Raw genomic sequence first — 13,642 nt, forward strand, 5'->3', positions numbered from 1 at the left:
ATATTGATGTTATACGCTGAGCATACTATTGAGTGTCTCAGACACGTTTTTAGATTTAACCAGTGGCTTTAAGGTTTCAAGCTGTGCTTTCACTTCACTGCGTTGCGGTTCTGCCAAGGTATACCAGCGTGACAATACCTGTAGCAAACGTGAGCCTACAATCGGGTTTTTCTCGTCCAGATATTTTGCCAGTCCAATAAAATGCTGCACGCCAAAGCTCCAGGTATTGACCGGATTAGCATTCAGCCCCCCGCTCACTGCACGGATACGGTTAGGCACAGCCAGATCATAATCCGGATGCTGGGTCAGATACGCAATCGTTGCATCCGTTGCTTTTGGATGTGCTGCCTGAACCATAAACCATTGGTCTAAAGACAAGGCTTCATCTTCAAAGCGGCTATAGAAATCGGCCAAAGCTTCTTCTGCTTGTGATGCATCATTCCAGACCAAGACTTTCAGCGCACCCAAACGTTCAGACATATTCCCCGTGTGATATTGCTCATAGGCTAAATCAAAGGCAGATGCGTCTCCCTGACGAGCAATCATCGTCAGCATGATATTTCTTAAGGCACGCACGCCCATCGCTTGCGAGAATTCAGATTGCAGATCAGGATCCAGATTGAGATAAGTTTCTTTCGCAGTTTCCCCAAATGCACGTGCCAAGGTATGCAGCAAAGCCTCGCGCTTTTCCTGAATCATGACCGGATTATAATCCTGATCAATACGGCTACCTAAATAACCTTCCGACGGAACATCAAACAGACGTGATGCCAACAGCGGATCTTTCTCAATCACCTCCGGCAAGGTATTGAGCATAGCCTCGATATAAATTTCTGCAGGCTGATCATCCAACAAGATACGTTCAAGTAAAGTCTGGGTCGCTTGCCACTGGTTAAAACCATTGGTTTCATATTGCAACAGGAAAGCCAGCTCTTTTTCTGAATAGTCAAAGTCCAGATTCACTGGTGCAGAGAAATTACGCAGCAAGGACACCACTGGTTTTGCTGTCACACCGCTAAATTCGATCGTTGCCTCATCCTGATCAAACAGATACACGCCATCTTTCACGCCATTTTCAAAGAGTGCCTCAGAGTTCAACGTTAGCTGCTCACCTGTTTCAGCATAAAACAATGCCAAAGCGACTGGAATGGGTACTGCTTTCAGATTTGGATATTTAGCATGGGTTTTCAGGCTTTGCTTAAAGCTGAGGCGATAGATTTGGGTCTCTACATCATATTCAGCTTTTGCTTGAAGTTTAGGCGTACCCGGCTGGTTATACCAGGTCAGGAAATTTGAAAGATCCACACCTGAACCTGCTGTTAGTGCAGCCACCCAATCCTCAACCGTTACCGCCTGACCATCATGACGGCGGAAATATTCATCGGTTCCCTGACGGAATTTTTCCTTGCCAAGCAAGGTCGCCATCATGCGGTTAATTTCCGCACCTTTTTCATAAACGGTGGCGGTATAGAAGTTGTTAATTTCTACAAAATGATCCGGACGCGGTGGATGTGACAATGGGCCTGAATCTTCCGGGAACTGATGTGCTTTCAGAACTGCCACATCATCAATACGCTGTACTGCAGCCGACTGTAAATCTTCCGAGAAAGACTGATCACGGAATACGGTCAAGCCTTCTTTCAGACACAACTGGAACCAGTCACGACAGGTAATCCGGTTACCAGTCCAGTTATGGAAATATTCATGCGCAATGACTGACTGCACTCGCATGATAGCAGCATCAGTGGTGTACTCTTCATCGGCCAGCACACATGAAGTATTGAAGATATTCAGACCTTTATTTTCCATGGCACCCATGTTGAATGCACTGGTCGCCACGATCATGTAGTTATCCAGATCATAAGGCAGACCATAATGCTCCTCATCCCAGCGCATGGAATGTTTGAGCGCTTCCATGGCGATCTTGCATTTTGGAATATCTTTTTCTTCTGCGTAGATTTCCAGAGCTACATTGCGGCCTTCCGATGTGACATAGGAATCTTTCATCACTGCCAAATCACCAATGACACAGGCGAACAAATAGCTCGGTTTCTTGGTCGGATCCTGCCACACGGCATAGTGACGATTGGCATCGACTTCACCTGTTTCCAGCAGGTTACCATTTGCAAGCAAAACCGGATATTTCTTATCTGCTTCGACACGCGTCGTAAAGACCGACAACACATCAGGACGGTCTGGATAGAAAGTAATTTTACGGAACCCTTCTGGTTCATTTTGGGTCACAAACAGATCTGAACTGGCCTGATACAAACCTTCCAGCATCGTATTACTTTCAGGGTGGATTTTAACCACAATTTCAAGCAACACTTGATCAGGTGCATTGGCAATGACCAGCTGTTCAGCATCCAAGTGGTAGTCACTGGCATTCAGGGTTTGACCATTTAACTTAATCGATTGCAGCTCTAGATCGCGGCCAAGCAGAACCAGATCGCCAGCAGTTTGGCGCTGCATCTCCAGCTTGCTGCTGACCAGACTGTGGTCACTATAGACTTGAATATTCAGGTCGATGGAATCAACAATAAAGGAAGGTTTTTGATAGTCTTTTAAATAAATGGTTTGATCCGCTTCGATCACCGGGTTTGCCGCAATATTCATGTCCTGTCCTAATCTTTTATCGTGTTCGACATTGTTCATGTCAAAATCATACGCCAAGTTTTAAACGCTGTCTGTGCATTTGTATTGTTAGATCTAATATGGGCATTTCATGCACCACTTTCAATGCATTCTGCCTAATTGAGCAGCACTCGACTCTACATAAGAAATATCTGTGCCATAAAAATAGTCAGGATCATAATTTCTTACATTTTCATAAATCACTGATTTAAAAATATATAATTTTATTTGCTGAGTACCGAATAAATTCTGATTAATAAATGAGCACACTTCTTGCTACAGTTAAACTGTGTTTTTCCACACTTCCAATGAAAGAATAATGATAACGATGATGAGGTGAGCCATGTATTTAAAACAGCATGTTGTACGGATCGAAAATATCAAAACTTTGCAGACCCTGGATCAGGCCAATATTGACCATAAAGTGATTGCCCTGTTGATGAGCTGTGAAGGCATTCCGCTTCAGGCCCATGAAGTGACTGCCATTCTCAACACCTACGATGCACTCGGTGCCAAAAAAGTGCCCTCTAAAAAGGTTCAGGCCTTAATTCATGCCAAACACCGCGGCGAGGAGGACGACACATTACCCTGCCCGGTTTAAAAAACGTCATTTCATGTTTTTAAAATCAGAGCTACTTCGGTAGCTCTTCTCCTGTTTGGGTGACTAATTTTGATTTAGAAAAATTGCACCAGTCCACTACGTTTGCATCTCATCAGCCGTGTATAATCAAATGCCCTTCCATTCTAGAGTTGCTCGCGACCATGGTATTCAGTGTTCTGCAAAAACAGCTTGATGAAAGTACTCACTGCCCATTGTGTAAGGCATCGATGTATTGGATTGAGGCAGAACAATATGATCAGGAGCTGAGCTATCATGAATGCAGCCATTGCCAGCATCAGCTTTATTCCGATCAAAAGCACAATTGTTATTGTGAACACTGTCTGGCGCAGCGTAAACGAATGCTCAAGGAAGTCCGTTTACAGGAAAACCGTCAATATCATAAAAAACAGGATCGGCCGGTTCTTGAGCTGAATCAGCTCAGTTTTATCAATAAACTGTTTTTACTTGCGATTCTGGATGAACAGGTGCAGGAATATAGTCAGCACCGTGAATATATTGACTGGCATCAAATTCGATATTATTCCCTCAGTCCCAACTATCTGTTCCAACATGGTCTGGTAAAAAGCCTGATCCGGGATCAGGTTCTGATTCCCAAAGATCTCCAGCAGGAAAATCAGCATTATTATATTAATGTGCGACTGGATGGTTATTCTGAACCGACCCTGTTCAGTATCACCCAGCAGCTGCGCAACTGGTTTTATCAAAACCTGAGCCAAGGTGTGCCCTTTAAAAGTGCAGATGAAGTCAAAGATGCACTCTATTGCCTGCTATATGAAGAAATCATTCAGTTTGCCCAATTCTATTGCCGTAGCTGGAATGTGCAGATCGCCGGAAATCAGAGCTTTCAGACTTTTTGCTATCGTCTTTTGGATGTATTGGCTGTGGGACAGATTTATTATCTGGTACAAACAGGACTGGAATATCTGTACAAACAAAAAGCCCTCAAGCCTCGCAATGAAAACTTTATTAATACCAATCTGCTGAAAAAAACCTTGCAGCAGTACCGCGAACGTTCAGTTACAGAAAAATGGGAAACCTCTACCCTGCCGCGTCCACCGCAACTGGCATTCAGCAAGATGAGCGAAATCCTGTTTTATCGGTTTTTGGGCTATGATGAAAATATCTTCTTTCAGCCAGTATGGCGTTCGTGGCACAAGATCGAACCCCGCCTGAAATTTTATTCCCAGAAACGTTGTATGCACTGCGGCTCACAGGAACTGTCGGTGGATTATGATGCCAGTGACTATGTCAGCCTGTTCTGTCGTAGCTGCAAGCATCAAGACCATTATTTTACCCGCTGACCGAATACAACGAATCTTTCTCCTATTCTAAATGACCACGATGACTACTTCGATGCAAGCATTACAGCAAACACTTCTGGACCAGATCTGTGAAGCCTGGTTGAAACTTCAGCAACAGCAACCCCTGGTGCATATCATGACCAATACGGTGGCCAGCAACTATGTCGCCAATATTGTACTGGCTGCACATGCTTCTCCGGCCATGATCGACAATCCTTTTGAAGCTGAAAGTTTTGCCAAGATTGCAGCAGCAATCAGTCTGAATCTGGGTACACCAACTACCGAGCAGGTTCAGGCGATGCAGATTGCTGCGAAAACTGCACATCAATTGCAAAAACCGTGGGTGCTTGATCCGGTCGGTTATGGAACAGTTCTGCGCTGGCGTTCTGGCGTCGTAGATCAGTTGATGCATTCCCAGCCTACGATTTTACGAGGCAATGCTTCTGAAATTGGTGCTTTGGCTGGCAAGCAGATCGAGTCCAAGGGTGTAGACAGCACAGTAGACAGTGCGGATGTTTATTTACAGGCGCGAAGTTTGCTGGATCATTGTGAATGTATCGCAATCTCCGGTGAATCTGATTACATTATTTCGAAAGACTATCCTGTGATACAGGTGTCAGGCGGTTCTGCTTTACAGCCCCGAATCACGGCGATGGGATGTGCACTCGGTGCACTGATCGCTGCCTATAGTGCAGTAACGTCTCCAGCCCTTGCTGCATTAACGGCACATGTACATTTTGCAATTGCCGGTCAATTGGCATTTGAACGCGCACAACAGTTAGGCAGTTTTAATGTCGCCTTTCTGGATGAAATCCACCAACTCAATACTGAAACAATCCGAAAATACGCCAACTTTAAAATTCTGCCAGAATCCATTTAGTTTACTAGTCGCTTCACAGGGTGTTTGTTCTCTTGAATAGCTAAACGCCCCTCTTTATATTGATTCTGCTCATTTGCTCTATTGATCTCCTTAAAAATGTTCTGTCTAGCTCTTTCGGAGATCATTTTTGAGTAGTTTTATTCTGAACTGAATAGGCTTCATACAACTTATCTAGTGATTTCCACACAAACGGCTTCCATTTTACTTAAGATCTGTTTGCATCATGCAAATCTAGTTCATGTGAATTGTAGTTCAATTTTTTGTCAGTATTTAAATATGACTTTTAAGTTTTGATTAACAGGTTACATGAATCAATATTTGAAGCCTGATCATGCTTATTTTTGATTGCTGATTTGACTTTTTCGGCTTTAAAATTTCAGTGCAATACTAGGATATTCAGCTCAATCGGGAACATGACTAATAGTATGAATAGACTAATAAAAATCAGTTCAAACAATGAGCTAACTTTGATTTCAATAAGTCAGCTTTACAAATATGCATTAAAAAAGCCAGCTGCCACTAAAGCAACTGACTTTTAAGATTTGAATAAATAACGTGTTTAAAACACCTGTTTAACCTGCGTAATGAATGCTGACCGACTTGATACGATTGCTTTCAATTTCAGTGACTTTGAACTGTACACCTTGATAATTTAACTCGGTGCCCACGTCAACCGTACTGTTGGTTTTATCCAGAATCAAACCCGCAACACTGATATAACCGGCATCTTCATCAATCAGATCAATCATGCCAAGTTCCAGTTCAAGCTGATAAAGATCTAACATGCCCGATGCAATCCAGTGCGTATCATCGATTTTAACTAGATCTAGCTGTTCATCAGCATCCGGGAATTCACCGGCAATTGCTTCAAACACATCTAGCGGTGAAATCAGACCCTGCACATTACCAAACTCATCACTCACCAAGACCAAAGAACCTTTAGAGGTACGCAAGGTATTGATTGCGTCAATAACTTTCATTTTTTCAAAGATATAAATTGGGCGATGACGTTTAATCAGTGCTTTTAATTCTTCCGGCTCTTCCAGTACATCCAATAATTCTTTGGCACGTACTACGCTAATCACCTTATCTAGGCTACCGCGACATACCGGGAACAGACTGTGTGGAACAGACAGAATTTTTTCACGGATCTGTTCTGGGCTATCTTCCAGATCAACCCATGAAATCTGACCGCGCGGCGTCATGATAGAAGCGACTGAACGCTCTGCAAGGGTAAGCACCCCACCAATCATATAGCGTTCTTCATCTGCAAAGGTTTCTTGTGCCTGATTATTTTGACTGTCGGTCGTCTCTAGCTTGCCACCCATTAACTTCAGGATCGAGTCAGCCGTACGATGACGCAAAGGAATCTTGGATTCATGTTTAGCAGCATTACGCTGACCGAACTGGTTGAATGCTTCGATTATGATCGCAACACCAATACCTGAATAGATATAGCCTTTTGGAATATGGAAACCAAAACCTTCTGCAATCAGGCTGATACCAATCAAAAGTAGGAAGCTTAAACACAGAATCACCACGGTTGGATGACGGTTCACAAAATTGGTCAATGGTTTCGATGCCAGTAGCATCACGCCCATTGCGACAATCATGGCAGCCATCATGACATAAATATTGTCGACCATACCAATGGCGGTAATCACTGAATCTAAAGAGAAAACAGCATCTAAAACAACAATCTGTGCAACAACAGCAGTGAAACTTGCATATACCACATTGGTAGACACTGTGACTTCAGGTTTACCTTCAATCTTTTCATGCAGCTCAGTAACGGCCTTATACACCAGGAACAAGCCACCAAATAACAAGATCAGGTCCCGACCAGAGAAGGTCCAGTCAAACACAGTAATCAATGGTTGTGTCAAAGTGACCAACCAGGCAATGGCAAATAACAGGCCTAGACGCATGAATAATGCGAGAGACAAACCAATAACACGTGCTTTATCGCGTTGTTCAGGAGGAAGTTTTTCAGCCAGAATGGCAATGAAGACTAGGTTATCAATACCTAAAACAATTTCAAGAATAATAAGAGTAATTAAACCTACCCAGATTCCGGGATCTAATAAAAATTCCATTAGAGAATGACCCCGTTCGAGTAAGCTAGAAATAGAGATGGAAGATCAACGCACGGCGAGGGATCCATTAAAATTTAACCTATGCAACTTAAGACTATTCCATTATGCATAAACTGAGTATTTTGTAATGTATTAATTTACAAAAAAATTACATGATCATGATTTTATTGAGACTTTTATGATCAACTGATTGATGCTAAAACTGATTAATTTTAATTTTTTCTACATCATTTATTCGAATTGAATTAAAAATAAACAGAATTTAGTTTGATTAGACCATTACTTTTAAGGTCACTTAAAGATTAGAGCATAAACTATTTTTTTATTGAAAGAACAATCACTTAAAAATATAGCTGTAAATAATCATTTAATATATTGACTAAAACCACTCAATCACCCTATATTTCTTAAATCGATTAATTTATTGAAATACAATTATTTGTATTAAAACCTATTCAGACAGGCTGCTTAAGAACAATAAAAAGTCTTGGAAAACATTTCTACTCACGAAATACATAATGAGGAATTAAATTTATACAAAATATTATCGCCTTTCATCCGATTTTAAAGAACAGTCTCCGCGCCAGATAAGGCTCACATGCAGAACTGATCAACTCCTTGGGATGTTAAGCAAAACTAAAAGTGTTAGCGCTTTAACATTTTTAAAATAAAGGTTGAAATATGCATAAACTTTTTCATAAAATGAAAGGGCCCTAGAAAAATAAATACAAGGAACATTTCATGACTAAGAAATATGCAAAATTTTTGCCGTGTACGGAAGAATTTAATTTAGAAAACTTTCCATATTATTGGGTAACTCAGGTTCATGCTCAATACGTCGTTAATGTCGATCATGCACTAAAAAAGTATGGTGTTGACAATTCCCGCCGCCGCATCCTTCTTGCACTAAAAGCTAAACCGCATGCCAGTGTTTCTGATTTGTCACAGATGGTTGTTTCTAAAATGTCGACCACGACTAAAATTGTCTACCGCTTAAAAGACGAAGGTCTGGTTGAAACCTATTCATGTGAGGATGACGCACGGATTACCCGAGTATTTTTGACCGACAAAGGCATGCAAATGACGCATAAGATCAATGATCTGACAAATGTGGTACTGGAACAGTCATTTGAAGGCCTGACGCCTTTGCAAATTGAAAAAACCATGGAAAGTTTACGTCATATTTTCAAAAATTTAGCTCGTTAAGAGACCTACTTTTTATTTTAAATAGACGCTGGCGAATTGGCGCATACTTTACAATAATAAATAATTCGCCAGAGCTTTCTAAAAATCAAAAAAGTTCAGTTGTGGACTGACTTTTTTGATTTTTTCTTTTGGTACATGTGAACATTCAAACTCTTCTACCGGAAAGCCCTCTACAAAGCTACGAATATCCGGATGCCTTAGCGTTAGCCATTCTTGCAGTCGCTGCTGTGGAATCACAATAACCGAGCGTTTGATATTACCCGGCTCATGAAACTCCTTCATCATGGGATGGTCAATTGCATCCATGGTAATCATACTGGCAGAGCGTACAATTTCACCTTGTACCCGAGCAATCTCATACACAGCTGCAATAAAAGTCGCCTGACCATCTTTACGTCTTACACCCCAACGCTGCGGTTTATTGTCAAAATATTTGGACTCATAAAATTCCGATACCGGAATGACGCAAAAATGACATTTGGCGGTGGCTTCAGCGAAGGTGGGCCTTTGCAGTAAGGTTTCATTTCTGGCGTTATAGGTCTTGGTACCTATAGTTTTGTCTTCTGCCCATTTCGGAATGAGTCCAAAATTCACGGAACGCCATTCCAGTCCTTGAGCTGAATGAAACAAAAGCGGTGTAGCATAATTGGGATAGACCTCCTCTGGATATTCAAAAGGAATTTCTGGCAATCCCAGATTATGCAACTGCTCTAAGGTTAAAGGCTTAAAATTGGCGCACATGGTTCATATATGTAAATCATTCGACCATAACATTATACCGTGATGCCAAGTCGAAGCCTGTCGTATTTCTATAGTTTTAGGCGCGTTGACTGTTATGAATTCGGTACAGTCAACCAATGTGTTCGGGTAAACTCCTCAAAAATCCAGCGGCCATTAAAACGACCCAATCCTGAATTTTTTTCGCCGCCAAAGGGTGCATTTGACTGGTCTGCTACACTAATGCCATTAATATGCGTCATACCAATATCCAGTTGTGCGGCAAAAGCAGTGCCTCGATCGATGTTTGAAGTACATACTGCACTGGATAAGCCAAACTCGGTCGCATTGGCTAGGTTTAAAGCATGCGCTTCATCCCGGGCTTTTAAGATAGGTAAAATCGGACCGAAGCTTTCTTGCTGCGCCAGATCGGAATCTTCCGCGACATCAATAAAAATATGTGGATAGACCAGATTCCCTTCAATTTCTCCTTCATAGACCAGTTGTGCGCCCTGCTCGCTGCCTGTTTGAATGATCTGTTGATGCTTTTCAACCTGACTCTGGTTAATGATTGGACCAATCACTGTATCTTCCAGATTTGGATCACCCACCGGAATTATTTTGATCCGATCCAGGAGCTTATCTACATAAGCATCATGAATAGAGGCATCGACAATGACCCGGTTAGTACTCATGCAAATTTGTCCCTGATGCATAAAACGCCCCATCAGCGTTAGTTCAACCGCAAGATCAAGATCGGCATCATCCAGAATGACCAAAGGTGCATTGCCACCCAGTTCAAGTGCCAGACGTTTGATTCTCGAACTGGCTAGAGCCTTACTGCCAACACTTTTTCCCACTTCGGTGGAGCCGGTAAATGAAATCATTTTCGGCACTGAATGCTCAACAAAATAATCCCCGATTTCACTGCCAGCACCGGCAACAATATTCAGTGCACCTGCAGGCAAACCTGCCTCTTCAAATAATTTACCAATTAAGGTGCCGCCAGTCACTGGTGTATCACTGGCTGGCTTCAGCACAACGGTATTACCACAGGCAATTGCAGTTGCCACTGAACGTAAGGATAAATGAAATGGAAAGTTCCATGGACTTATAACTGCAATCACGCCTAAGGGCTTACGTAAAACCATACTTTTACGTGCTGGATCTTTGCTTTCGAGCTGTTCAGTTTGGATCTGATCTGGAAAAGCCAGACTTTCCTGAATGATGCCCAGAGCAGCACCTACCTCAACGCCGGCTTTAATGCGCGTACTACCAGATTCAATGATCAGCCAGTCAATGATTTCATCACGACGCTGCTGAATAATTGTCATCACATTTTGCAGCACTGTTTTTCGTACTTCAGTGGGATTCAAAACACCCTGCTGAAAAGCCTGCTCTGCTGCGGTATAAGCACTGTCGACATCGACAGAACTGGCAGCTGGCATACTAAAAATTTCACTCTGGGTATAGGGATTAATATTTTTTATTATTCTGGTTGAAGTACCAGCTTGCCACTGACCATGAATAAACTGCTGGTCTAAATTTTGATATACCGTTGTCATTTTATTGTTTCCTCACATGCTTTGCCCCACTTTAAGAGTTCAACTGGAAAATTTCTAGTCAAAACAACGACGGCTTACCATTAGACAATAAAAAAGCCTCCGAAGAGGCTTTTTTAAGCTAGACAGGATTAGTCACCTGTATAACCTTTTAACTTTAAACGCGCTGCGTGCAGAAGCGGCTCGGTATAACCTGATGGCTGCTCACCACCTTTAAAAATCAGGTCAGATGCTGCCTGGAACGCAATATTGTTGGCAAAGTCAGCAGACATTGGCGTATACAGTGGATCATTGGCATTTTGCTCATCCACAATTTTCGCCATACGTTGCATCACTTCTTCTACTTGCTCACGACTTACGATACCGTGACGCAACCAGTTCGCAACGTGTTGTGAAGAAATACGTAGAGTCGCACGATCTTCCATTAAACCGACATCATTGATGTCTGGCACTTTAGAACAACCTACACCCAAATCTACCCAACGAACGACATAACCCAAGATACCTTGACAGTTATTTTCGAGTTCTTTGGTTTTTTCTTCTTCAGACCAGTTGGTGTCTTTCGCCAATGGCGGTGTCAACAAATCATCCAGAGATAAAGGTTGAGTCGACAATAGCTCTTGCTGACGGTCTGCAACATTAATCTGGTGATAGTGAATCGCGTGAATCACCGCACCTGTAGGTGATGGAACCCATGCACAGCTCGCACCCGCTTCAGGATGTTCAGTTTTGGTTTTGTACATGTCAAGCAGCATGTCTGGCTTTGGCCACATGCCTTTACCGATTTGTGCTTTACCACGTAAACCTGCTTGCAGACCAATCATCACGTTACGGTTTTCATAAGCCGGGAACCAGATTTGGCCTTTTACTTCGCCTTTACGAACGAATGGACCAGCTTCCATAAAGGTATGGATTTCATCACCGGTACGGTCCATAAAACCTGTATTGATGAAGATGGTACGATCTTTGGCTTGTGCAATACAGTTCTTCAAGTTCACAGAAGTACGGCGTTCTTCATCCATAATCCCGATTTTTAAAGTTTTTGCAGGTAAGCCAAGTGCCTGTTCTGCACGTTCAAACAATTCAACGGCAAATGCCACTTCTTCAGGACCATGCATTTTCGGTTTAACGATATACATTGAACCTTGACGCGAGTTCTTGATCGTGTTTTCACCTTTGATGTCTGCAAAAGACAACAATGGAGTGATCAATGCATCCATGATGCCTTCATAGATTTCTGCGCCATCTACCAAAATTGCAGGGTTTGTCATTAAATGACCAACATTACGCAGCAACATTAATGAACGGCCGTGAACTTTAGTTTCACCACCTTCTACATTTTTGAAAGTACGGTCTTCATTCAGTTTACGGGTAACAGTTTTACCGTTTTTCTCAATAGACTCTTCTAAAGTACCTTTCATCAGGCCTAACCAGTTACGGTAGCCTTCCACTTTCTCTTCAGCGTCAACAGCTGCAATCGAGTCTTCCAAGTCCTGAATGGTCGTAACCGCAGCTTCAAGAACTACATCTTTTACACCAGCGGCATCAGTTTGGCCAATCGGGCTGCTGGCATCAATTTGCACAATAGCGTGCAGGCCATTATTTTTAAATACGATTTCAGTTGGTGCTGAAGCTTCGCCATTGTAACCAACGAATTTAGCCGCATCTGCCACAGTTGTTTTTGAACCATCTTTCAAGGTAACAACCAGTGCATTAGCTTCAACTGCGTATTGAGTTGCGTCTGCGTGCGAACCTTGTGCGAGTGGGAAAGTTTCGTCGAGGAAATTCTTTGCAAATGCGACAACTTTTTCACCACGTTTCGGGTTATAGCCTTTGCCTTTTTCCGCGCCATCTTCTTCAGAGATGACATCGAAACCATAAAGTGCATCATACAAAGAACCCCAACGTGCGTTTGCAGCGTTCAGGCAGTAACGTGCATTACGTACCGGTACCACCAACTGTGGACCTGCCAGTACTGCAATTTCTTCGTCTACATTTTCAGTGCTGATTTGAAAATCTTCTACTTCTGGTAACAAGTAGCCAATTTCAGTCAAGAAAGCTTTGTAAGCTTGTAATTCAAATGTGTTATTGCGGTGCCATTCATCAATTTTCGCCTGAATGTCATCACGCTTAGCCAAAAGTGCTTTATTTTTAGGGCTAAGATCAACAACGACTTGTTCAAAGTTTTTCCAGTATGTTTCGCTGTCTAAACCAGAACCTGGTAGTGCTTCATTTTCGATGAAATCGTAAAGTTCTTTAGCAATCGCTAACTTGCCTTTTTGAATACGTGCAGTCATTGTCTTTCCTGATATTGCTACTTTTTATACAAGAGATTCTAGTATACCGATTAAAATCTAGCTGAATAGTATTATCACATTGCTAAATACTGAGCATTTTTTCCAATATGAATACCCTCATAAACATATTTGATATTTCTCAGTTACAAATAGATATCATTCTGCTAAATACCCTAATGACAGTGTATAAAGTTTTCGAAATGTAGAAATTAGACTTAAGTTCAGATTTTCGAGTAAAAATTATGCATTCTAGTTATACACGATCATATTTAGATCAAGATTAAGCCATGTTTGATCAGGCTTGTCGATAATTTAAGTACCTATTTT

Annotated in this window: 9 protein-coding genes; 4 read left to right on the forward strand and 5 right to left on the reverse strand. The window is 42.0% G+C overall.

The features are described from left to right. Positions 1-9: 9 nt before the first annotated feature. Complete coding sequence (gene pepN / locus MTX11_RS05325; RefSeq protein ID WP_243474554.1) at positions 10-2,616, reverse strand: aminopeptidase N; 2,607 nt, start codon at positions 2,614-2,616, stop codon at positions 10-12. Between the two features lie 361 nt (positions 2,617-2,977). On the opposite strand from pepN, the gene MTX11_RS05330 reads away from it, so the two are divergent. The 3 genes from MTX11_RS05330 to thiM all read left to right on the forward strand — a co-directional run bounded on the left by MTX11_RS05330 (position 2,978) and on the right by thiM (position 5,437). Then, a complete protein-coding gene (locus MTX11_RS05330; protein WP_004278839.1) occupies positions 2,978-3,235 on the forward strand; it encodes a hypothetical protein in 258 nt (85 codons plus the stop codon). Between the two features lie 161 nt (positions 3,236-3,396). Further along, entirely contained in the window at positions 3,397-4,557 is a 1,161-nt protein-coding gene (locus MTX11_RS05335) for a hypothetical protein (protein WP_243474555.1), read from the forward strand. A gap of 31 nt (positions 4,558-4,588) precedes the next feature. Beyond that, complete coding sequence (thiM, locus tag MTX11_RS05340) at positions 4,589-5,437, forward strand: hydroxyethylthiazole kinase (RefSeq protein WP_082180536.1); 849 nt, start codon at positions 4,589-4,591, stop codon at positions 5,435-5,437. A 572-nt stretch (positions 5,438-6,009) separates the two neighbouring features. Here the strand turns inward: thiM and MTX11_RS05345 are convergent. Beyond that, positions 6,010-7,533 (reverse strand): TerC family protein, encoded by a 1,524-nt coding sequence (locus MTX11_RS05345; protein ID WP_243474556.1) that lies wholly within the window; start codon positions 7,531-7,533, stop codon positions 6,010-6,012. A gap of 741 nt (positions 7,534-8,274) precedes the next feature. Between MTX11_RS05345 and MTX11_RS05350 the strand changes: the two genes are divergently transcribed. After that, on the forward strand, positions 8,275-8,739 hold the full coding sequence (locus tag MTX11_RS05350; RefSeq protein WP_243474557.1) for a MarR family winged helix-turn-helix transcriptional regulator: 465 nt from the start codon (positions 8,275-8,277) through the stop codon (positions 8,737-8,739). Between the two features lie 78 nt (positions 8,740-8,817). Here MTX11_RS05350 and MTX11_RS05355 read toward each other — a convergent pair whose 3' ends face one another. From MTX11_RS05355 to MTX11_RS05365, 3 genes are all read right to left on the reverse strand, one after another. Continuing rightward, a complete protein-coding gene (locus tag MTX11_RS05355; protein WP_005252213.1) occupies positions 8,818-9,480 on the reverse strand; it encodes an SOS response-associated peptidase family protein in 663 nt (220 codons plus the stop codon). 92 nt (positions 9,481-9,572) lie between these two features. Next, positions 9,573-11,021, reverse strand: a complete 1,449-nt coding sequence (locus tag MTX11_RS05360) for an aldehyde dehydrogenase family protein (RefSeq protein WP_243474558.1) — start codon at positions 11,019-11,021, stop codon at positions 9,573-9,575. 128 nt (positions 11,022-11,149) lie between these two features. After that, positions 11,150-13,315 (reverse strand): malate synthase G, encoded by a 2,166-nt coding sequence (locus MTX11_RS05365; RefSeq protein WP_180180891.1) that lies wholly within the window; start codon positions 13,313-13,315, stop codon positions 11,150-11,152. Positions 13,316-13,642 lie beyond the last annotated feature (327 nt).

The organism is Acinetobacter lwoffii (genome assembly GCF_022809915.1).
In the GTDB taxonomy this organism is placed as follows: Bacteria; Pseudomonadota; Gammaproteobacteria; order Pseudomonadales; family Moraxellaceae; genus Acinetobacter; species Acinetobacter lwoffii_M.

Bases quoted from the DNA above. Each gene is read 5' to 3' on its own strand.
- MTX11_RS05350 (WP_243474557.1), top strand. From the start codon at position 8,275: ATGACTAAGAAATATGCAAAATTTTTGCCGTGTACGGAAGAATTTAAT.
- MTX11_RS05355 (WP_005252213.1), bottom strand. From the start codon at position 9,480: ATGTGCGCCAATTTTAAGCCTTTAACCTTAGAGCAGTTGCATAATCTG.
- pepN (WP_243474554.1), bottom strand. From the start codon at position 2,616: ATGAATATTGCGGCAAACCCGGTGATCGAAGCGGATCAAACCATTTAT.
- MTX11_RS05360 (WP_243474558.1), bottom strand. From the start codon at position 11,021: ATGACAACGGTATATCAAAATTTAGACCAGCAGTTTATTCATGGTCAG.
- thiM (WP_082180536.1), top strand. From the start codon at position 4,589: ATGACCACGATGACTACTTCGATGCAAGCATTACAGCAAACACTTCTG.
- MTX11_RS05345 (WP_243474556.1), bottom strand. From the start codon at position 7,533: ATGGAATTTTTATTAGATCCCGGAATCTGGGTAGGTTTAATTACTCTT.
- MTX11_RS05330 (WP_004278839.1), top strand. From the start codon at position 2,978: ATGTATTTAAAACAGCATGTTGTACGGATCGAAAATATCAAAACTTTG.
- MTX11_RS05365 (WP_180180891.1), bottom strand. From the start codon at position 13,315: ATGACTGCACGTATTCAAAAAGGCAAGTTAGCGATTGCTAAAGAACTT.
- MTX11_RS05335 (WP_243474555.1), top strand. From the start codon at position 3,397: ATGGTATTCAGTGTTCTGCAAAAACAGCTTGATGAAAGTACTCACTGC.